This window comes from Arthrobacter sp. B0316-1-20, assembly GCF_059091865.1.
Window position 1 is genome coordinate 56,125 of the sequence record NZ_JBNHHC010000013.1, and the last position, 19,974, is coordinate 76,098.

The 19,974-nt window shown below is 69.6% G+C and carries 20 protein-coding genes and 1 tRNA gene; 12 read left to right on the forward strand and 9 right to left on the reverse strand.

Features of this window, described 5'->3' with window-relative positions; all coding sequences use genetic code 11:
• The first annotated feature begins 166 nt into the window (after window positions 1–166).
• Window positions 167–1,027, forward strand: coding sequence for a PAC2 family protein (locus AC5RW2_RS21070; RefSeq protein ID WP_494001254.1), 861 nt, complete (start codon window positions 167–169; stop codon window positions 1,025–1,027).
• 161 nt (window positions 1,028–1,188) lie between these two features.
• Here the strand turns inward: AC5RW2_RS21070 and mshC are convergent, their stop codons facing one another.
• Window positions 1,189–2,451, reverse strand: coding sequence for a cysteine--1-D-myo-inosityl 2-amino-2-deoxy-alpha-D-glucopyranoside ligase (mshC, locus tag AC5RW2_RS21075; RefSeq protein ID WP_494023083.1), 1,263 nt, complete (start codon window positions 2,449–2,451; stop codon window positions 1,189–1,191).
• 111 nt (window positions 2,452–2,562) lie between these two features.
• The gene (locus AC5RW2_RS21080) at window positions 2,563–3,387 is read right to left on the reverse strand and encodes an undecaprenyl-diphosphate phosphatase (RefSeq protein WP_494074497.1); all 825 of its coding nucleotides are present in this window, start codon (window positions 3,385–3,387) and stop codon (window positions 2,563–2,565) included.
• 198 nt (window positions 3,388–3,585) lie between these two features.
• Here AC5RW2_RS21080 and AC5RW2_RS21085 point away from each other — a divergent pair, with 198 nt between their 5' ends.
• Window positions 3,586–4,521 (forward strand): aldo/keto reductase, encoded by a 936-nt coding sequence (locus tag AC5RW2_RS21085; RefSeq protein ID WP_493999712.1) that lies wholly within the window; start codon window positions 3,586–3,588, stop codon window positions 4,519–4,521.
• Window positions 4,522–4,591: 70 nt separating this feature from the next.
• Here AC5RW2_RS21085 and AC5RW2_RS21090 read toward each other — a convergent pair whose 3' ends face one another.
• Entirely contained in the window at window positions 4,592–4,870 is a 279-nt protein-coding gene (locus AC5RW2_RS21090; protein ID WP_493978463.1) for a hypothetical protein, read from the reverse strand.
• 52 nt (window positions 4,871–4,922) lie between these two features.
• Between AC5RW2_RS21090 and AC5RW2_RS21095 the strand changes: the two genes are divergently transcribed.
• The gene (locus AC5RW2_RS21095; RefSeq protein WP_493999711.1) at window positions 4,923–5,156 is read left to right on the forward strand and encodes a DUF5703 family protein; all 234 of its coding nucleotides are present in this window, start codon (window positions 4,923–4,925) and stop codon (window positions 5,154–5,156) included.
• Between the two features lie 27 nt (window positions 5,157–5,183).
• Here AC5RW2_RS21095 and AC5RW2_RS21100 read toward each other — a convergent pair whose 3' ends face one another.
• Together AC5RW2_RS21100 and AC5RW2_RS21105 are read right to left on the reverse strand one after the other, a co-directional pair.
• Complete coding sequence (locus tag AC5RW2_RS21100) at window positions 5,184–6,341, reverse strand: acyl-CoA dehydrogenase family protein (RefSeq protein WP_494074498.1); 1,158 nt, start codon at window positions 6,339–6,341, stop codon at window positions 5,184–5,186.
• A gap of 32 nt (window positions 6,342–6,373) precedes the next feature.
• On the reverse strand, window positions 6,374–7,678 hold the full coding sequence (locus AC5RW2_RS21105) for a M20/M25/M40 family metallo-hydrolase (RefSeq protein WP_494074499.1): 1,305 nt from the start codon (window positions 7,676–7,678) through the stop codon (window positions 6,374–6,376).
• A gap of 252 nt (window positions 7,679–7,930) precedes the next feature.
• On the opposite strand from AC5RW2_RS21105, the gene AC5RW2_RS21110 reads away from it, so the two are divergent.
• Window positions 7,931–8,014 (forward strand) — tRNA-Leu (locus tag AC5RW2_RS21110).
• On the opposite strand, the gene AC5RW2_RS21115 is transcribed toward AC5RW2_RS21110, so the two are convergent.
• The gene (locus tag AC5RW2_RS21115) at window positions 7,979–8,530 is read right to left on the reverse strand and encodes a DNA alkylation repair protein (RefSeq protein WP_494074500.1); all 552 of its coding nucleotides are present in this window, start codon (window positions 8,528–8,530) and stop codon (window positions 7,979–7,981) included. The genes AC5RW2_RS21110 and AC5RW2_RS21115 overlap by 36 nt on opposite strands.
• A 43-nt stretch (window positions 8,531–8,573) precedes the next feature.
• Window positions 8,574–10,415 (reverse strand): thiamine pyrophosphate-requiring protein, encoded by a 1,842-nt coding sequence (locus AC5RW2_RS21120; protein ID WP_494074501.1) that lies wholly within the window; start codon window positions 10,413–10,415, stop codon window positions 8,574–8,576.
• Window positions 10,416–10,518: 103 nt separating this feature from the next.
• On the opposite strand from AC5RW2_RS21120, the gene AC5RW2_RS21125 reads away from it, so the two are divergent.
• A complete protein-coding gene (locus AC5RW2_RS21125) occupies window positions 10,519–11,070 on the forward strand; it encodes a flavin reductase family protein (RefSeq protein ID WP_494074502.1) in 552 nt (183 codons plus the stop codon).
• Window positions 11,071–11,112: 42 nt separating this feature from the next.
• Here AC5RW2_RS21125 and AC5RW2_RS21130 read toward each other — a convergent pair whose 3' ends face one another.
• Window positions 11,113–11,619 (reverse strand): hypothetical protein, encoded by a 507-nt coding sequence (locus AC5RW2_RS21130; RefSeq protein WP_494074503.1) that lies wholly within the window; start codon window positions 11,617–11,619, stop codon window positions 11,113–11,115.
• A gap of 130 nt (window positions 11,620–11,749) precedes the next feature.
• Here AC5RW2_RS21130 and AC5RW2_RS21135 point away from each other — a divergent pair, with 130 nt between their 5' ends.
• From AC5RW2_RS21135 to AC5RW2_RS21155, 5 genes are all read left to right on the forward strand, one after another.
• Window positions 11,750–12,925, forward strand: a complete 1,176-nt coding sequence (locus AC5RW2_RS21135) for a type III polyketide synthase (protein ID WP_494074504.1) — start codon at window positions 11,750–11,752, stop codon at window positions 12,923–12,925.
• Between the two features lie 17 nt (window positions 12,926–12,942).
• Complete coding sequence (locus AC5RW2_RS21140) at window positions 12,943–13,668, forward strand: class I SAM-dependent methyltransferase (protein WP_494074505.1); 726 nt, start codon at window positions 12,943–12,945, stop codon at window positions 13,666–13,668.
• On the forward strand, window positions 13,652–14,917 hold the full coding sequence (locus tag AC5RW2_RS21145; RefSeq protein ID WP_494074506.1) for an FAD-dependent oxidoreductase: 1,266 nt from the start codon (window positions 13,652–13,654) through the stop codon (window positions 14,915–14,917). Before AC5RW2_RS21140 ends, AC5RW2_RS21145 begins: the two co-directional genes overlap by 17 nt.
• Before the next feature lie 118 nt (window positions 14,918–15,035).
• Entirely contained in the window at window positions 15,036–16,268 is a 1,233-nt protein-coding gene (mshA, locus tag AC5RW2_RS21150) for a D-inositol-3-phosphate glycosyltransferase (RefSeq protein WP_494025910.1), read from the forward strand.
• Between the two features lie 57 nt (window positions 16,269–16,325).
• Entirely contained in the window at window positions 16,326–16,838 is a 513-nt protein-coding gene (locus tag AC5RW2_RS21155) for a GNAT family N-acetyltransferase (RefSeq protein ID WP_494025909.1), read from the forward strand.
• Here the strand turns inward: AC5RW2_RS21155 and AC5RW2_RS21160 are convergent.
• On the reverse strand, window positions 16,835–18,064 hold the full coding sequence (locus tag AC5RW2_RS21160) for a kynureninase (RefSeq protein ID WP_494025908.1): 1,230 nt from the start codon (window positions 18,062–18,064) through the stop codon (window positions 16,835–16,837). The genes AC5RW2_RS21155 and AC5RW2_RS21160 overlap by 4 nt on opposite strands.
• Before the next feature lie 152 nt (window positions 18,065–18,216).
• Between AC5RW2_RS21160 and AC5RW2_RS21165 the strand changes: the two genes are divergently transcribed.
• Together AC5RW2_RS21165 and AC5RW2_RS21170 are read left to right on the forward strand one after the other, a co-directional pair.
• On the forward strand, window positions 18,217–18,660 hold the full coding sequence (locus AC5RW2_RS21165) for a YciI family protein (protein ID WP_493999698.1): 444 nt from the start codon (window positions 18,217–18,219) through the stop codon (window positions 18,658–18,660).
• Window positions 18,618–19,964, forward strand: coding sequence for an RNA polymerase sigma factor (locus tag AC5RW2_RS21170; RefSeq protein WP_494074507.1), 1,347 nt, complete (start codon window positions 18,618–18,620; stop codon window positions 19,962–19,964). The genes AC5RW2_RS21165 and AC5RW2_RS21170 overlap by 43 nt, the downstream gene beginning before the upstream one ends.
• The last annotated feature ends 10 nt before the right edge of the window (window positions 19,965–19,974 follow it).

Here is a 19,974-nt window from a genome sequence, read left to right on the forward strand (position 1 = left end):
CATCACGGGCTCCGGCACGGGGCTACGGCACCGGAATCGGGGGCTATGCTGGGCGCGAATCGAATGTCGGCTCACTGACAAGCCGTGCCGGGAGGATTAGGGTGAAACCGTGAGTACTCAGGACAGTGGCGACCTGCCCACGGAAGGCGACGGCGAGCAGCGCGGTTTGCACTTGCTGTTCCCGCAGACGAAGCCCGGCGAGACACCGCGGCGTTATACCGTGATGCTGGCTGCATTCGAAGGCTGGAACGATGCCGGCGAAGCCGCCACGGACGCCGTCAAGTACCTGAGCCGGCTCTGGGACAGCCACAAGGTGGCCACGGTGGACCCGGATCTTTATTACGACTTCCAGTTCACCCGGCCGGTGGTGCACCGCACCGCCTCCGGGGAACGCCGGATCAAATGGCCGACGACGAAACTGACGCGCAGCAGCATCCCGGGCAGCCGGCTGGACATTATCTTTGTACACGGGGTGGAGCCGTCCTACCGCTGGCGGGCGTACACCGCGGAACTGTTGGCCCACGCCGAAGAGCTGGGCGTGGACTGCATCATCCTGGTAGGCGCCCTCTTGGCCGACGTGCCGCACACGCGTCCCATTCCCGTCACGGTCACCAGCGACGACGACGACGTCCGCCGCGCCCTGAATACCGAGTCCAGCCAGTACGAAGGCCCCACCGGAATCGTCGGAGTGTTGTCCGATGTCGCCTCGCTGGCCGGCATTCCCACGATGTCCGTCTGGGCCGCGGTGCCGCACTACGTGGGACAGTCGCCCTCCCCCAAGGCCGAGCTTGCTTTGCTGCACCGGCTGGAGGACATCCTGCAGGTCCCGCTGGAAGTGTCCGTCCTGAGCGAAGAAGCCGAAGCGTGGGAGCGCGGCGTGGACGAACTTGCCACCGAGGATCCGGAAGTCGCCGCCTACGTGCGGCAGCTGGAGGAGGCCAAGGACACGGCCGAGCTGCCGGAGGCAACCGGGGAATCCATCGCCCGCGAATTCGAGCGCTACCTCAAAAAGCGCGGTAAAGAGTAGGGGCCTCCACGGGAACCACACGCCGCTTAGCCGGTTGGGGCGGGCCCTGTCGTGTCGACTTCGTCGCCACGCCGGGTCCCTGCCCGCCCCGCCCTTCCCGCTCGTTCCTCGCTCGGCGATGCGCGGCTTAGTGGTTCCCGCCTCCGGCCCTAACTCTTGGCTTAGAGCCGGATGCCCAGCAGCGCGTCGAGCAGCGCCGCGAACTGCCCGGCGCCGTCACCGGCCTGCCCTCCGGCCTGCTGCCGGGAGTGCTCGGCGAAGCCGTCGATTTCGGCCAGGGCCGCGGGTGCGTTGAGGTCGTTCGAGAGCGCCTGGCGGATTTGCTGTGCCAGCTCGGGTACCTGTTCGGCCTGCACATAGGGGGCCGCGCCGCGCCACGCAGAAAGCCGCGCCTGCGCCTGGCGGAGCAGATCCCCGGTCCAGAACCAGTCGCTGCGGTAGTGCTGGCCCAGCAGCACGGTGCGGATCGCAGCCGGCTCCACGCCTTCTTCGCGCAGGGCCGAGACCAGCACGAGGTTGCCCTTGGACTTGCTCATCTTTTCGCCGTCGAGGCCGACCATGCCGGCGTGCATGAAGTGCTTGGCCAGCGGCTTGCCGGTCATCGCGTAGGCGTGCCCTGCGCTCATTTCGTGATGCGGGAAGCTCAGGTCCGAGCCGCCGGCCTGGACGTCGAAGGTTTCCGGCAGGAATTTGCGCGCGATTACCGAACACTCGATGTGCCAGCCGGGGCGGCCGGGGCCGAGCGAGGCGCCCGGCCACTCGGGTTCGCCGTCTCGGGCGACGCGCCACAACAGTGCGTCCAGCGGGTGTTTTTTGCCCGGGCGCTCCGGATCGCCGCCGCGCTCGGCAAAGAGCGGCAGCATTTGATCTTCGGTCAGCCTGGAGGTGGCGCCGTTGTGCCAGCCCGGTCCCGCTGCGGCAACGGAATCGAAGTACACGTCGCCGTCGGGCTCGCCGCCGGTGCCCGGTACGCGGTACGCGAGGCCGCGGGCCAGCAGGTCCTCCACCACCGGAACGATCCACTCGATCGATTCCACCGCTCCGATGTACTCGCCGGGCGGGATGACGTTGAGTTCTTCCATGTCCGTGCGGAACAGCTCGGTCTGGTCCTTCGCCAGCAGCTGCCAGTCCATGCCGGTGGCCGCGGCGCGTTCCAGCAGCGGATCGTCGATGTCCGTGACATTCTGCACATAGTTGACGGTGCGCCCGGCGTCGCGCCAATAGCGGTTGAGCAGGTCGAAGGCCACGTAGGTGGCGGCATGGCCCATGTGCGTGGCGTCGTACGGGGTGATGCCGCAAACGTACAGGCTTCCCGTCGAGGACGGCTCAAGCCGTACCAGCGACCCCACGGAGGTGTCGTGGATGGTCAGTTCGTCTTTGCCGCCCGGAATTTCGGGTACGGCACGGGCATTCCAACCAAGCACTCTTGGGTTTCCTTCCGATGAGGTGAACGGACGCGGATGGCGGGCGGGGCCGCCGTCGTAAATGACGCTCCTAACATTCAAGAATGCAGGAGCCGGATAAATTCCCGCGGGTCAGGCGTTGATGACTCCGGCGCCCAGCAGCACGAACAACAGCGCGCCCAGGGCGATCCGGTACCAGACGAAAAGCCGGTAGCTGCGGGTGGACACATACTTCAGGAACCACCCGATGATCACGAAGCCGACGCCGAAGGCCACCACCGTGGCCAGCGCCGTCTCCCCCAGCCCGTACGGCCCGGGTTCACCGAAGCTCTTGGCCAGCTGGTACAGGCCCGAGGCGAAGACCGCCGGAATCGCCAGCAGGAACGAATACCGGGCGGCGGCCTCGCGGGTGTAGCCCATCAACAGGCCGGCCGTGATGGTGCCGCCAGAGCGGGAGACGCCCGGGACCAGGGCCAGCGCCTGGGCCAGCCCGTACAGGATGCCGTGCTTGTAGGTGAGCTTGTCCAGCGTGCGCATCTGGCGGCCGATGGAGTCGGCGATGGCCAGGAACACGCCGAAGACAATCAGCATGGTGGCCACGATCCACAGGCTGCGGAAGGTGGATTCGATCTGGTCCTGGAACAGCAGCCCGAGCACACCGATGGGGATCGAGCCGATGATGACCAGCCAGCCCATCCGGGCGTCCGGGTCGTTCCGCGGCACCTTGCCGGTGAGCGAGCCGAACCAGGCCTTGATGATGTTGACGATATCGCGCCAGAAATAGACGACGACGGCGGTTTCCGTGCCCAGCTGGGTGATGGCGGTGAAGGCGGCCCCGGGATCGGCGGCACCGGGCAGAACCTCTCCGATGATGCGCAGGTGCGCGCTGGATGAGATCGGGAGGAACTCGGTCAGGCCCTGCACGAGCCCCAGGATGATTGCTTCTAGCCAATTCACATCCTCGACCTTATGGCACCAAGGCCCGCGGAACGGAAACGGACACAGCCGCGGCGGCGAAGATCCGCCCACGGCACGACGCCGGGCACCCGGCGCGGGGCCGGGGCGGATGGGCTGCCCGTGCGGGAGGACGAGGCACGCGCCTGCGTCGGCGGGCCGCTGCCAAGGGCGCGGCAGCGCAGGCCATAAGCTGGCTTTATGGAGCACAATCGCTTGGGTCACAGCGGGTTGAAGGTCCCGCAGCTGTCGCTGGGAACGATGACGTGGGGAGAGGAAACGGACGAGGAGGCCGCGGGCACCATGCTGCGCGCCTACCTGGACGCCGGCGGCACGCTCCTGGACACCGCCGCGCCGTACGCCGAAGGCCGCAGCGAGGCCATGCTCGGGGCGTTCCTGGGCGAACTGGTTCCCCGGCAGGAGGTGCTGGTGGTCTCCAAGGCGGGCGTGACGCGCAGCGAGGGCCGGCGCGAGGTGGACACGTCCCGCGGCGCCATGTTGCGCAGCCTGGACGCCAGCCTGGCCCGGCTGGGCACGGACTACCTGGACCTGTGGCTGGTCCATCTCTGGGACGACGGCGGCGCGCCGCTGGAAGAGACCCTGTCCGCCCTCGAGCACGCGGTCTCGTCGGGCCGCGCCCGCTATGTGGGAGTCTCCAATTACTCCGGCTGGCAGCTGGCCCGGGCTGCCTCGATCAGCCCGGTTCCGCTGGTCGCGGTGCAGAACGAATATTCGCTGCTGCACCGCCGGGCCGAACACGAGGTCATTCCGGCGGCGCGGGCCCTCGGGCCGGGCCTGATGGCCTGGTCGCCGCTGGGACGCGGCGTCCTGACCGGCAAGTACCGCACCGGCATTCCGGCCGATTCCCGGGCCGCCTCCGAGCAGCGCGCCGGGTACGTGGAACCGTACCTAAGCGGCCGGCCGGCCCGGATTGTGGATGCGCTGGCCACGGCGGCGCGCGGCCTGGACGTCCGGCCGCTGGACCTGGCGTTGAGCTGGGTGCTGCAGCGGCCCGCCGTCGGCACGGCCGTGGTGGGTCCCCGCACGCCCGCCCAGCTGGCAGAAATCTTGAAGGCGCCCTTGGACGCCCTGCCCGCCGCGATTGGCCAGGCGCTGGACGAGATTTCCACGCCGTAACGTTCCGTCCCGGGCGCGGCGGCGCCGGCCCGTCAACGCTTGATCGGGTCCGGGCGGCCTCGGGGGCGTGCTACTTTTCTTCGATCTCCAGATCGTCGTCGAAGGGGTCCACCACGTCGTCGGGTTCGTCCATGCCCTCGTCGTCCGACTCGTCGTAAATGACCAGCGGGGTCACTTCGCCGTAAGCATCGTAGAGCGCGTCCTCGTAGGTTTCGAACGATTCCATAATGGACGAGAAGGCCGCTTCCACGGCAGGATCGTCATCACCCCGGCGGCTGGAAGCGGCGGCCAGGTGCTCTTGCAGGGCGGAAACCAGTGACTCGAGTGCGACGCGCGGATCAATGCTCATGCTGTAGACGTTAGCCGCATTGTGGAGAATAAGTGAAGAGAACAGGAGGGCAATGAGAGAACAATTTCTGGGTGCCGCCGTCACCCGCGAACGCGACTACGCCCGGCAGTACGAATACCTGGTCCTGACCGTGAACAAAGACGAATCCGTCGGCGAGGCCCGCCGCGCGCTGACCGAGCACGCCGAGTACGGCAAGTGGGATCTGGTCCGGACCCGGCTGTACCTGGGCGGCGGCCGCAAGTACTGGCTCCGCCGCAGGGTGCTGAAGGTCGAACGCACCGCCTGACCCCCGGCAGGCGGTGCGCGGCCCGCGTCAGTCTTCCAGCGGCCCCAGCCAGGCCGTTGCAACAGTGCTGTGCGCGGACTCGTCGTCCGAGGGGTGGTAGAGCCCGGCCAGCACGTCGCGGTACAGCCGCTCCAGTTCACCGCCGCGGAAGTACCCGCCGCCGCCGGAGACGCGTACGGCCTTCTCCACCACGTCCTTGGCGGTTTCGGTGGCCCTGATCTTGATGCCGGACAGTTTGGCGAACCAGAACCTGCCGTGGTCGGCCAGCGTATCCACGTCGCGGGCAATGGACGCCAGCTGCGGGTACAGCCCGTCCATGGCCAGGGCGGCGTCGGCCACCCGCCAGCGGATGTCCGGATCCTGCGCGTAGCTCTTGCCCGTTTTCAGCGAACGACGGCGGTGCACGGCTTCCACCGCGAGGTCCAAAGCCCGGGTGCCGATCCCCGCATAGACGGACGAGAGCAGGATTTCGAAGCACGCGAAGATGCCGAAGATCAACGGATCCGGGTTGGGTCCCACCGGCAGTTTCCGGAAGATCCGCTCCGGCGCGGCGACCGCGCCTTCCAGCACCGTGGTGTTGGACTGGCTGGCGCGCATGCCCAGCGTGTTCCAGTCGTCCTTGATCCGGTAGCCGGGCTTGTCCCGGTCGATGAACCCCCACACCAGCTGCGGTTCGGTGCCGGAATCGTCGCGGCCGAAGACACCGAGCCGCGTCCAGGCGGGCGAGAGGCTGGTGAACACTTTCGTGCCGGTGAACCCGTACCCGCCGTCCCCGCGGGGTGCGGCGACGGTGCGCGAATCGAAGAGGACCTGGTCGTTTCCGGCCTCGGAGACCCCGAACCCGAAGACTTCGCCGCGGCCGGCCTCGGCCAGGACGTAGTCCATGCTGTCGTCGCCACGGGCCTTGAGGACCCGCGCGACGCCGGTCCACACCAGGTGCATGTTGACGGCCAGCGCCGTGGCGGGTGCCGCGGTGGCCAGCCGCATCTGTGCCCGGGTTGCCTCCTCCAGCGTGTAGCCCAGGCCGCCGTCTTCCTCCGGGACGAACATTTTCAGGTAGCCCGCCTCGACGAGGTCGGCGAAGTCTTCGTGGAAGAAGCTGTTCGCTTCGTCGTAACCTGCGGCCCGGCCCCTGATGGTCTCAAGCAGGTCGTCCGGGAGCAGTTCTTCAACACTGGCGGGCATGCCGGTGGTCCTTTCGTCGTCGTTCCAAGTGGTCAGTAGGTGGTGAGCAGGCGCTGCAGGACGCGGGTGCCGAACTTCAGCGAGTCCACCGGCACCCGTTCGTCCACGCCGTGGAACATACCGGTGAAGTTCAGGTCATCGGGCAACCGCAGCGGAGCGAAGCCGTAGCCGGTGATGCCCAGCCGGGCCAGCGCCTTGTTGTCCGTGCCGCCGGAGAGCGTGTACGGGAGCACCACGGCGTCCGGATCCTCGTGCGCCAGCGAATCGATCATGGCGTCCACCAGGTTCCCGGCGAACGGCACCTCCAGCGACCTGTCCTGGTGCACGTAGCTGACCTGCACGTCGGGGCCCGCCAGTTCGCGGATGGTGGCCAGCACGAGCTCTTCCTGCCCGGGCAGTGTCCGGGCGTCAATCCGCGCCTCGGCCAGCCCGGGGATCACGTTTTCCTTGTAGCCGGCCTTCAACACCGTGGGGTTGGACGTGTTCTGCAGGGTGGCGCCGACAAAGCGGGCCAGGGTGCCCAGTTCCTTGAGCAGGATGTCCGGGTTGTCCGGGTCGAATTCGACGCCGGTCAGCTCGGTCACCCCGTCGAGGAACCGGCGGGTGGTGTCCGTCAGCTCGATCGGCCACTGGTGGGCCCCGATCCGGGCCACCGCGGCCGCCAGCGTGGTTACCGCGTTGTCCGTGTTGATCTGGGAACCGTGCCCGGCCCGGCCTGCGACTGCCAGCCGCAGCCACGCGATCCCCTTCTCCGCGGTCTGGAGCAGGTACGCGCGGCGGCCGCCAATGGTGGCCGAGAAGCCGCCCACCTCCGAGATGGCCTCGGTGGCGCCGTCGAAAAGCTCGGGACGGTTCTCTACCGCCCAGCGCGCCCCGTAGGTGCCGCCGGCCTCTTCGTCGGCGAAGAACGCGAAGACGATGTCCCGGCGCGGGCGGGTGCCGCTGCGTGCCATGTGCCGCGCCACCGAGAGGATCATCGCGTCCATGTCCTTCATGTCCACGGCGCCCCGGCCCCAGATGAGGCCGTCCCGCTCCTCGCCGCTGAACGGGTCCACCTGCCAGTCATCGGCTTGCGCCGGCACCACGTCCAGGTGGCCGTGCACGACCAGCGCCGGCGCCGAGGGGTCCGTGCCGGCCATCCTCGTGACCACCGACGTCCGGCCGGGCGCGGACTCGAACACGTCGGTGGCCAGTCCGGCTTCTTCCAGCAGTCCGGCGGCGTACTCGGCGGCCTGCCGCTCCCCCGGCCCCTCGTTGCCGCCGTAGTTGGAGGTGTCGATCCGGATCAGTTCCTGGCAGATCTGGGCCACTTCTTCGTGCGGGCTCGGTACAGTCATGAAGGCTCCTCGGAATCGATGTCTGTCCCCAGCCTAACGAGCGGGAGCAGTCGAGGGCAGCAGCTGTCCGCAGGAGGCGCCGCAGGTGGCGCCGCAGTTGGTACAGCCGGAGTCGGGCCCCGGTGCCGGCTCCGTCGGGCGCACGGAGGGCCCGATTCAACAGTTCGGGCAAAACATGTTAGAGTTTTTCTCGCTGCTTTCGACGGAATCGGTGCGCCTGAGGGCCTCTGGAGAACCGGCGAAAGTCCACCTGCGCGGGTGGCGGAATGGTAGACGCGCTAGCTTGAGGTGCTAGTCCTCTTATTGAGGGTGAGGGTTCGAGTCCCTTCCTGCGCACAGAGAAAGCCCCGGACTTCCGGGGCTTTTTTGTGCCCGCAGCGCGCGAAGAGCGCAGGCGGCCCGGCGCAGCCACGGGTCCTCGTCTTCCGCCCACCGATCGAGGATTGCTTCCGCACGCATGCGGGACCGGCCGGTCAGCCCCTGGATCAAGGGACCGACGACGTCAATGGCGAGCGGGTCCGCCAAGGCCGCCAGGCGCGCGTCGCGCAGGAAGCCTTCCAGCCGGGTGAGGTCCGAGCTTCGCAAGAGGCGTTGGTTCGACTGCAGCAGCACCACGGCGGCCAGGCGCCGCTCGAAGACCGGCCGGGCCCACAGTTCGGAGCTGAGGGCGGTCACCTCGTCGTGCGAGAGCAGCCGGAACTTCCGCCCGGCGTCCCGGACCGTACCCCGGACCGCACCGACCGACGCACCGTAGTAGCGCAATCCGTCGCCCGCCTCGTTCTGCGCTTCCGCCCGTGCCCAGGAGGCTTCCCGCCGCAACGTGCGGTCGATGAATTCTGCCGCCTCGCTCATCCAGCAATTCTTTCATTCACTCACCGTCCCGGCCGCTACCCTCCTATCCGGATGCCCGATCGTTGCCGGTTTCTTCCTGGCCGGGCGCCCGTTCGTGACCGGCTTCTTCCTGGCCGGTGTAGGTGCGCAGCAGGTCTTTCGCGCCCTCGGCCGCCTGCCCTTCCTGATCCAGCGTCCGCTGCATGGTTTCCGCGTTCTCCCGGCCGGCCGGGAACGGCGGGAGCAGCGGAACGTCGGGATCGGTGAGCACCTCGATAAGATACGGCCGGTCGGCGGCCAGTGCCTCGTCCCATACGGCCCCGAGCTGCTCGGGGTCCTCGACCCGTTTCCCGTGCAGTCCGAGCAACCGTGCGTAGCCCGCGTAGTCGACATCGGGCAGGGCCTGGCTGTCGGCAAACCGCGGCTCGGCCTCCATCTCCCGCTGTTCCCAGGTCACTTCGGCGAGTTCCCGGTTGTTCAGGACGCACACCACAAAACGAGGGTCCATCCACCGCTGCCAGAGTCGGCCGACGGTAATCAGTTCGGCCAGGCCGCTCATCTGCATGGCCCCGTCTCCCGTGAGGGCAACAACCACCCGTTCCGGGGCGGCCAGCTTGGCGGCGATGCCGTACGGTATCGAACAGCCCATGCTTGCCAGGGTGCTGGAGAGGTGCGCTTGCGCCCCTGCCGGCAGCCGCAGCTGCCGGGCATACCAGTAGACGGAACTGCCGACATCGACGGCGAGCAGGCCGTCCGGCGGGAATCGTTCGCTCAGCTCAAAGGCCACCCGTTCGGGGTTGACCGGTTGCGCCGGCGTCATGGCCCGCTGCCGCGACAGCTCGCGAGACTGCCGCACCCAGCCTTCCACCTGCTCGCGCCACCCGCCGCCTGCGCGGTCCTCAAGCAGCGGCAGCAGCGCCGCCAGGGTGGTGGCGGCGTCGCCGGTGAGCGCCGCCTCGACCGGATAGCGGTTGCCGATGGCACTGGCGTCATTGTCGATCTGCACCGCTCGGGCAGCACCGGGCGGCGGGTAGAACTCAGTCCAGGGGTCATTGGAGCCCACGATCAGCAAGGTGTCGCAGTGTCCCAGCAGTTGGCCACTGGCGGCGGTACCCAGATGCCCCATGGTTCCGGCCGCGAAGGGCAGCGACTCGTCCACATAGGGTTTGCCCAGCAGGCTGGTGGCAATGCCGGCCCCGAGCTTCTCCGCCACCGCAACTACCTGCCCGCGGGCATCCCGCGCTCCCTGTCCTACCAGCAGGGCAACCCGCTGCCCGGCGTTGAGCACGTCCGCGGCCGCGCGCAGGTCGTCCGGGTCCGGGACCACGTGCGGGGCACGCCAGATCGGCGCGGTGGTCACCACGCCATGGGTGTGCTCAAGTTCGGGGGCGGGAAGTTTCTGGATGTCGTGCGGAATGATCACCACGGCCGGGCCGCGGCCGCTCAGGGCCGCCTTGAAGGCGCGGTCCAGCACCAGCGGAACCTGCTCAGGGGTGCTCACCTGCTGCCGGAAGGTGGCCACGTCCTTCGTCAGGTTGGCCAGGTCCACTTCCTGCATGTACCCGGAGCCGAGCGCGGTGCGCGACTGCTGCCCGACGATGGCCACTACCGGGACGCTGTCGAGTTTGGCGTCGTACAGGCCGTTGAGCAGGTGCACGGCTCCGGGACCCTGGGTGGCCGTGACCACCCCCACCCCGCCCGTGTACTTGGCGTGCCCCACCGCCATGAAGGCGGCATTTTCCTCGTGCCGGGCCTGGACGAATTCGACCGGTCCCCGCGCGCCGCAGCGCGCCCATGAACGTGTTGATGCCGTCCCCGCTGTAGCCAAAAATCCGCGACACCTGCCACGCGCGAAGCCGATCGACAATAAGGTCTGCAACGAGCCGCTGGGCCATATCCACTCCACTCGCAATTCTCAGGGTGCTTACTGTTTAACATCCCTATCATCCGCTGCCTCCGTTTTGAACCGTCCCTGAGCCGCCCCGCGGCCGGCATGCAAAGATGGCGGCATGGAACTGAACGGAGAACTGGCGGCCCATCCCGTCAGGCAGGGCGCAGTGGATCAGCGGGACATCGACCTGTACCGCACGCTCACCGCCGACATTGCCGCGGGCGTCGCGGTGGTGTCGACGCGGTGGCGGAACCGGGACTACGCGGCGACCGTCAGCGGTTATCTCTCGGTGTCCTACGATCCGCCCACCATGCTGGTCAGCCTCTTCGAGGAGTCGAGGATTTGCGACGCCGTGGCCGACTCGGGGACCTGGGCCTTGAGCCTGCTGGCCTCGCAGCATCAGGGCACGGCGAACTGGCTGGCGAGCCCGGGCAATCCGGTGGAAGGCCTGCTCAACCAGGTGCCGTACCGGCGCGGCCCGGCCACCGGTGCTGCGGTGATCGGCGGAGCCCCCGCGTGGTTCGAGCTGAGGACGACAGCGGTGCATCCGGCGGCGACCCACCTGCTGATCGTCGGCGAGGTGCTGGCCATGGGCCGGGACGCCGCCGGTGCGGAAAGCGCCGATCCGCTCATCCACTTCGGCTCCTCCTACCGGCGCCTGGGCCGCTAGCAGCGCCGGGCCACGGCCCGGTGCCAGCGAGGCCGGAGTTGGTCAGGGCAGCGCCGGCGGCCCGGAGTAGGCGCCTTCCCAGACCGCCCGCGTTCCGGATTCGCCGGTCAGCACCACTGCCACCGTGGCGCCGGCACACACGGCCAGCACGGCGACGGCGAGCACCGCCGCGATGACGCGGTATCCGGCGCCAAGCCTGCGCCGGGAGGAGGCGTCCGCCGTCGTTCCGTAGCGGAACCACAGCCACAGTCCCAGCGCCACAGTGAAAAGGCCGGCCACCCACGGCAGCAGCATGTCGCCCAACCGCATGTGTTCGACGGCCAGCGGCGTCTGGTCGATCCTGAGGAACAACCAGTGGCCGGCCTGTTGGGTGACCGGCACCAGCACCAGGGCCAGCAGGGCGATCAGCGGGGTGGCAATCCCCAGGCGCCGCCTCGCCGCCGGCCAGAGCAGGGTGAGCGCAACGCACAAAGCCGCCAGCGGAACGAACACCACGGTGGCGTGGACCAGGAGCACGTGCAGCGGCAGGGAATTGATTTCGTACTCCACCGGATCCGCTCCTTGTGTCCCAGACCTGGCCCGTCAACCGGTAAGACGCCCGGGTGTTACGTAGCGGTTCAGCCGGGAGGCGGGCGGCCGGTCCATTGTCTTACCCGGCTGCCTGCTCTATGAATGGACTATGACGGCCACGCTGAGAGCCCTGGAAACCGCTGTTCCGGATACCATCCTGATCCAGTCGGAGGCGCGGGACGTGTTCTCCACGCAACCGGGCCTGACGCGCCTGGGACAGCGCCTGGTGACCACATCGTTCGACCAGTCCGGCGTCGACACCCGGTACACCGCCGTCGAGGAACTCACGACGGCCAAGCGGGCGGACAACCCGGTGTTCTTCGACGCCGAATCCCGGCAGTTGCTCTCTCCCAGCACGAAGGTGCGCAACGACATCTTCGCGGACAAGGCCACCCCGCTGTTCATCGAGGCGGCAGGCAAGGCGCTTGCCTCCTGCGAGGGGATCGGCCCGGCGGACATCACACACCTCATCACCGTCTCCTGCACCGGGTTCTTCAATCCGGGACCCGATTACAAGATTGTGCGTGCGCTGGGGCTCAACCCCGCCGTCCAGCGCTACCATCTCGGCTTCATGGGCTGCTATGCCGCGTTCCCGGCCCTGCGGGCAGCCAAGTCGTTCTGCGACGCCGATCCGCAGGCGGTGGTGATGGTCGTATCGGCAGAACTCTGCACGCTGCACGTGCGCACCTCCAACGACCCGGACACCATTGTCGGGTCCTCCCTGTTCGCGGACGGCGCGGCGGCAGCGGTCATCACCGCGCGCGGCCTGGACGAGACCGGTCCTGCCATCCGGCTGGACCACTTCGAAACCGTCCTCACCCCGGTCGGCGAGGAATCCATGGCCTGGAACATCGGTGACGAGGGCTTCGAGATGGTCCTGGGGACCTATGTTCCGCACATTATCGACGAACACATCGTTGGTGCGCTGGAGCCGTTGCTGGCCCGTGAACCGGACGTGGCGGCAAGACCATACCGCGATATTGAGCACTGGGCGATCCATCCGGGCGGCCGCAGCATCTTGGACAAGGTCGAGGCCAAGCTGGAGCTGACCGGGGAACAGCTCGTGCCGGCCCGGGAAACGCTGCGGCGGTACGGGAACATGTCCAGCGCCACCGTGATGTTTGTGCTCAAGCACATTCTGGAGCAACCGGCAGGGTCCGGGGAGGAGCGGATTTGCTCGATGGCCTTCGGCCCGGGCCTGACCGTGGAAACCGGCCTGTTCACCAAGACCGTGCCCGCCGCCACCCTCCAGGCACGCCAGGTTTCCGCGGCAGCGGCGGTGTAGGGCGGGAACGGATCGCCGTGGCCGCCCGCCTGCCGGATCGCAAGGCGTCGACGTTCCTGGCCCTCCGCGCCACGGACGCCGTGGAGGAAATGGACAAGCCGGACTGCGACCCCGCGATGCTTCGGCGCACCTACGCCCAGTTTCCGCTGATCAACCGGGCGGTGTCGGGTTGGCACGGCATCTACCGGCGCCTGCTCCGCCCGCGCCTGGCCGGCCTCGAGGCCCCCACCCTGCTCGATATCGGCTCCGGCGGCGGCGACGTTCCCCGGCTGCTCGCCCGCCTGGCCGCCCGGGACGGCCTGGACCTGCGGATCACGGCGATCGATCCCGATCCGCGCGCCCATGCCTTCGCCGTGTCCCGGCCGCAGTCGCCCGGCCTCGAGTTCCGGCAGGCCTTCAGTTCCGAACTGGTGGCCGAAGGACGCAGCTTCGACGCCGTCGTGTCCAACCACTTGCTGCACCACCTGACCGCCCCCGAGCTGGCAGGCCTGCTGGCGGACTCGCAGCGGTTGTCGCGCGCCCTCGCAGTCCACAGCGACATCATCCGCAGCCGCGCGGCGTATGTGCTGTTCGCCGCCGGGACGCTGCCGTTTTTCCACCGCTCCTTCATCCGCCGGGACGGGCTGACCTCCATCCGCCGCAGCTACACCCCGGAGGAATTGCGCGCCGCCGTCCCGCCGGAGTGGCGGGTGCGGCCCGATTCGCGTTTCCGCCAGCTGGTGATCCATGAGCCCAATGCCTGAGGCGGCGCTCCCCCGGGGCCGGCCTGTTGCAGCGACCGGCGGCCGCCTGCTCGATGTCGCCGTGGTCGGCGGCGGCCCGGTGGGTTTGCTGATGGCCATCCTGCTGGCCCGGCGCGGGGTGGACGTCGCGGTCCTGGAGCGGCGCAGCGCACGCAGCAGCCACTCCCGGGCGATCGGGATCCATCCGCCGGCGTTGGCCGTGCTCGACGACGCGGGCGTGGGTCCGGAGCTGTTGGCGGCCGGCGTCCGCATCCGCCGGGGCGTGGCCCGCAGCCGCGGCCGGGACGTCGCGTCGCTCTCGTTTGACGGCATTCCCGGCGCGCATCCCTACGTGCTGGCCGTGCCGCAGGTCATCACCGAACGGCTGCTGGAAGAACGGCTGGAGGCGCTGCGTCCCGGGGCGGTGCGCCGCGCGGTGGCGGTGCAGGGGGCGTACGACGACGGCGCGACCGTGACGTTGTCCTGTCGCCGGGGCGCGGGACCGGAACCGGCGGCGGCGGGCACGGGCAGGGCACCGGCACCGCCTGCCGGCGTGGCACCGGCTGCCGCTGCGGAGACGGTGCGGGCAAGGCTGGTGGTGGCGGCCGACGGCGCCTATTCCGCCCTGCGCCGCCAACTCGGCGTCCCGGTGCGAACGCGGGTGTATCCGGACGCCTACCTGATGGGAGACTTCGCCGACACCACCGGCGACGGCAGCACCGCCGTGCTCTATTTGGAGGCCGGCGGCATCGTCGAATCCTTCCCGCTCCCCGGGGGTACCCGGCGCTGGGTGGCCAGGATGCCCGGCGTGGTCAGCCATCCGACGCCGGACGGCCTCGCCTCCCTGGTCGCGCGGCGCACCGGGACGGGGCCGGACCCCGGCAGCTGCTCCATGCTCAGCGCCTTCGCCGTCAGCTCCCGGACGCCGCGGCGGCTGGTAGCCGGACGCGTCGCGCTGGTCGGCGACGCAGCACACCAGGTGAGTCCGATCGGCGGGCAGGGCATGAATTTGGGCTGGCTGGATGCCGCAGCCCTGGCTCCGATCGTGGCCGCGGCCCTGGCGGGCGAGCCGACGGGCATGGCGTTGCGGAGATTCGAGGCGGACCGGCGGCGGGCGGCCAACACCGCCGTCTGGCAGGCGCACCTCAACATGGCCCTGGGCAGGCCGTTGCCGCCGCCGGTGCTCGCGGCCCGCAACCGCCTGTTCAGCACGCTCACCCGCTTCCCCGGAGTGCAGGACACGGTGGCCAGCCGCTTCACCATGCACTGATCCGTCATCAAGCGGCCGGGGCCTACCCGGGCGGCTAAAGTGGCTGCTAGACAAATTCGGCGGCACGTCGATTTTCCCGAGCCGGAGACGTCCCGGCTGACACGGTCTGGAGGTGGGCATGGTCGGCGCGGAGCGCATCGCCGTGCTGTCGCTGCACACCTCGCCGCTGGCCCTCCCCGGCGGGGGCGATGCCGGCGGGATGAACGTCTACGTGCGCGCCCTGGCGCGGGAACAGGCGGCGCTGGGCACCGCCGTCGACGTTTTCACCCGCTCCCTGCATGACGGGCAGGAACCCGTGGAACATCCCCGGGCCGGCGTCCGCGTGATCCATCTGGACGGAGCCCCCGCCGACGCGGTAACCAAGGAAGACCTGCCGCAGCGGTTGGCCGCGCTGGAGGCTTCGCTGCGGCAGTTCACGCAGCGGGACGGGGCACGGTACGACGTGCTGCACTCGCACTACTGGCTTTCGGGTGCCGTGGGGCTGCGGCTGCAGCACGACTGGCACATTCCGCTGGTGCACTCGATGCACACGATGGGGCTGGTCAAAAACCTGCACCTGCAGCCCGGCGAACCGCCCGAGCCGGCCTCCCGGATCGACGGGGAGCAAGCCATAGCGTCCGGAGCCGGCCGGCTGATTGCCAATACCCTGACCGAGGCGGCCGAGTTGGTCGATCTCTACGGCGCGGACGAGGGGACGGTGGACGTGATCCCGCCCGGGGTGGACCTGCACACCTTCCGCCCCGACGGCCGCCGCGCGGACCGGGAGGCGGCGGGCATCGGCCCGGATACCTTCCACCTGGTGTTTGCCGGCCGCATCCAGGTACTGAAAGGGCCGCAGGTCCTGCTGGCCGCCGCGGCCGAACTGCGCCGCCAACGGCCCGACATCCGGCTGCGCGTGTCCATCATCGGCGAGATCAGCGGGTCCGCCGGGCTTGACCTGCCGGCGCTGGCCGGGAAGCTGGGGCTGGCGGACACCGTGACGCTCTCGCCCCCCGTGGAGCCGCGCGCCTTGGCGGCCACCTTCCGCAGCGCCGATGTGGTGGCGGTCCCGTCCTTCAGCGAATCCTTCGGCTTGGTCGCCCTGGAAGCGCAGGCGTGCGGTACGCCCGTCGTTGCCACCAACGTGGGCGGGCTGCCGGTGGCGGTCAGCCACGGGCTCACCGGGCTGCTGGTGGACGGGCACGACCCGGTCCGGTGGGCGGGGGCCCTCCGCGAGCTCCACGACTACCCGGAGTTCCGCCGGCGGCTGGGCGCCAATGCCGCGGTGCACGCCTCGTCCTTTGGCTGGGAGCAGACCGCCGCGCTGACGGCGCACAGCTACCAGCTCGCGGTCGACCACTTCCGCCGCTGAGCCTTGCGGTGCCGGCATGATCTGGGATCCGGGCAGCCGCACGGCTAGGATTCATGGGTGCCAACCCCCGATTTCCGCATCCGCCGCGCCACCCCAGACGACATCCCGGCCACACTCGACATGAAGCTCGCCGCCTGGCGGGAAACCTACTCGTCCCAGCGGCCGGAGAGCTTCTTCGCCGCCGAAGCGGCCCGGCGGGACCAGCAGATCGACTGGTGGTCGCGCGGGCTGGCGGCGGGGGCGGAGCTGTGGGTCGCCGAAGACCCCGCCGGACGGATCATCGGCTGCTCGGGCGGCGGCCCCATGCAGGACGACGACGCCGACGCCGGCGTGCCGCACGAACTGCAGATGCTCTACGTGCTGGCGGAGGCCTACGGGACCGGGCTCGGGCGGCAACTGCTGGAGGCGGCGATCGGTGGCGGGCCCGCGCTGCTCTGGGTCCTCGAGGACAACCCGCGCGCCCAGGCGTTCTACCGCAAGCACGGATTCGGCCCGGACGGACGCCGCGAGCCCCTGACCGGCCTGTGGGAAGGCCTGCACGAGATCCGGATGGTCCGGCGGGGCGGCTAAACCCGTTCGAGCTCGGCGCGAATGGCGGCGATGCCGCGCCACACCTCCTGGAAGCTGGTGGACAGCGGCGAGAGCCCCAGCCGGAGGCCGTCGGGCTCGCGGAAGTCCGGTATCACTCCCTGCTCCCAGAGCCTGCCGGTGATTTGCTTGAAGTCCGGGTGGTCGATGGTGACGTGGCCGCCGCGTTCCGCCGGATCAAGCGGCGAGGCGATGGCGACGCCGAAACCGGCCAGCGCCTCCTGCACGGCCTCGACGGCAAACCCGGTCAGGGCGATCGACTTTTCCCGGACCGCCGCCAGCCCGGCCTCGTCGATGAGGGCGACCATGTCCTGGAGGGCGGTCATGCCGATGATCGGCGGAGTTCCGGACGTGAACCGGCGGATCCCGCCGGCCGGCTGGTACCCCTGACCCATCTCGAAGGGTTTGGCGCTGCCTAACCAGCCCTGGATCGGCTGGCTCAGGTGCTGGTGCTCGGTCCGCACGTAGGCCCAGGCCGGGGCGCCCGGACCGCCGTTAAGGTACTTGTAGCTGCAGCCTGCGGCCAGGTCGACGCCCCAGCCGTCCAGTTCCACGGGCAGCACCCCGGCGGAATGGCACAGGTCCCACAAAACCAGGGCACCGGCGTCGTGCGCGGCGGCGGTGATGGCCGGGATGTCCGCAACATAGCCGGAGCGGTAGGCCACGTGGCTGAGCAGCACGAGCGCTGTGTCGGGCCCCACGGCGGCCCGGACCGCTTCCGCCGTCACTCCCCCGGCGTGCGGGGGCTCGAGCCAGTCCAGCTCCAGGCCGCACTCGACGGCGATGCCTTCCACGATAAAGCGGTCGGACGGAAAATTGTCCCGGTCCACCAGGATGCGCCGGCGCCCTGGCCGCGCATCGATCGCGGCGCGGGCCAGCTTGTACAGCAGCACCGTGGTGGAGTCGGCCACCACGCATTGTCCCGGCGCGGCTCCCAGCACGACCCGGCCCAGCTCGTCGCCGATCTGCTCCGGCAGCTGGAGCCAGACCTCGTCCCAGGCCCGGATCAGCCGGCCGCCCCACTGCTGCGCCATGACGTCCCGGACGCGCTCGATGCTGGCGGCCAGCGGCCGGCCCAGCGAATTGCCGTCGAGGTAGGCCACGACGGCGTCGTCGTCGTGGCCCGCGAACCGGGTCCGGTATCCGGCCAGCGGGTCTGCGGCGTCAAGCATCCGGGCGCGGTCACGCAACTGATCGTCGTTGGTCATACGGCAAGCATAGAGGCGGCTGCCGCGGGGCCGCCGAACCGCGGCGCGAAGATTCCGAAAATAGTTTCCGGGCCTGTCGATATCCACGGCCCCCGTTCGACGGCATAGTAGAAGGCGCATGCCTGCGTCTCGTTCCGAGAAGGAGAAAAGCCATGAAGTACATGTTCATCATGCGGTCCACGGATGAAGCCCTTGAGGCGTCCAAATCCATGCCGTTCGAAGAAATGATCAACAAGATGGGCGCCTACAACGAGGCGATGATCAACGCCGGCGTCATGCTGGCGGGAGAAGGCCTGGCGGATCTTTCCGACGGCAGCGGATTCGTCGTGGACTTCTCGGAGGAGCCGCCGATTGTGACCGACGGCCCGTACGGCGAAACGCACGAACTGTTCAACGGTTTTTGGATCGTCCAGGTGGCCTCCAAGGAGGAAGCCGCGGAGTGGGCCAGCCGCTGCCCGCTGGGACCGGGCTCAAAGCTGGAGGTCCGCCGCGTGACCGAGGCCGCCGATTTCGCGGACTTCGCCGACAACGAGTACATCCGGAAGGAAGAAGGATGGCGCGAGGAAGAGGCGAGGCTCCGCTCGGAGAACGCCTGACCCCCGGAGCCGAGGCCCGGGAGCCCGGGGCGGCGGGAGCCGAGGCCCAGGCGCCCGGGGAGGCGGGGGTTGAGGCCCAGGCGGCAATCCGGCGCCGGATCGATGCGTTGTGGCGGATCGAGGGCGCCCGGATTGTCGCCGCCCTGGCCCGTGCCACCGGGGATGTCGGTTTCGCCGAGGACGTCGCGCAGGAAGCCGTGGCCGATGCGCTGGCCCGGTGGCCGCACGCCGGCGTCCCCAGCAACCCGGCGGCGTGGCTGACCACCGTGGCCAAGCGCCGGGCCATCGACTCCTGGCGCCGGGCCGAACGCCTGGAGGACCGTTACCAGGTGCTGGCCCGCGGGCTGCGGGACGAGGAAGACCTGGGTTGGGACCCCGTACCCGACGACGTGCTCCGGCTCGTCTTTACCGCCTGCCACCCGGTCCTCTCGCGGGAAGCGCAGGTATGCCTGACGCTGCGGGTCGTCGCCGGCCTCTCCGCCGAGGAGATCGGCCGGCTCTTCGTGATTCCGGTCGCCACGGTTCAGCAGCGCATCGTCCGGGCCAAGAAAACCCTGGCCGTGGCGAAGGTCCCCTTCGAAGTCCCCGAACCGAACGACTGGGGCCCGCGGCTGGGCGCCGTCCTGCGGGTGGTCTACCTCCTGTTCACGGAAGGGTACGCGGCGACCTCCGGGAACCGTTGGATCCGGTCGGACCTGGCCGGCGAAGCCCTGCGGATCGGACGCGTCCTGGTGTCACTGGTGCCCCGGGAGCCCGAAGCGCACGCACTGGTGGCCCTGATGGAGTTCCAGGCGTCGCGTTTCGGCGCCCGCACCCGGCCCGACGGCAGTCCGGTCCTGCTCGCCGACCAGGACCGGACGCGTTGGGACCGCGCCCAGATCGAACGCGGCCGAGCCGCCCTGGCCAGGGCCGACGCGCTGGGCCGCGGCCGGGGCAGCTACGCCCTGCAGGCGGCCATCGCCGCATGCCATGCGGCCGCCCCCAGCGTCGCCGGCACCGACTGGGCGCAGATCGTGCTGCTCTACGAAGCGCTTGGCCGGGTGGCGCCGAGCCCGGTGGTGGAGCTCAACCGTGCTGTGGCAGTGTCCATGGCCACCGGCCCCGCCACCGCCCTGGCGATCGTGGACCGGCTGGCCTCGGAAGGCGCCCTGCGCGGCTCCCACCTGCTCCCGAGCGTCCGCGGCGAGCTGCTGGCCCGGCTCGGCCGGGCGGACGAGGCCCGCTCCGAGTTCGCCGCCGCCGCCGCCCTGGCGAAGAATGATCGCGAACGGGAGGTCCTCGAACGCCGGGCCGTCACCGGCTGACCCGGTCCGG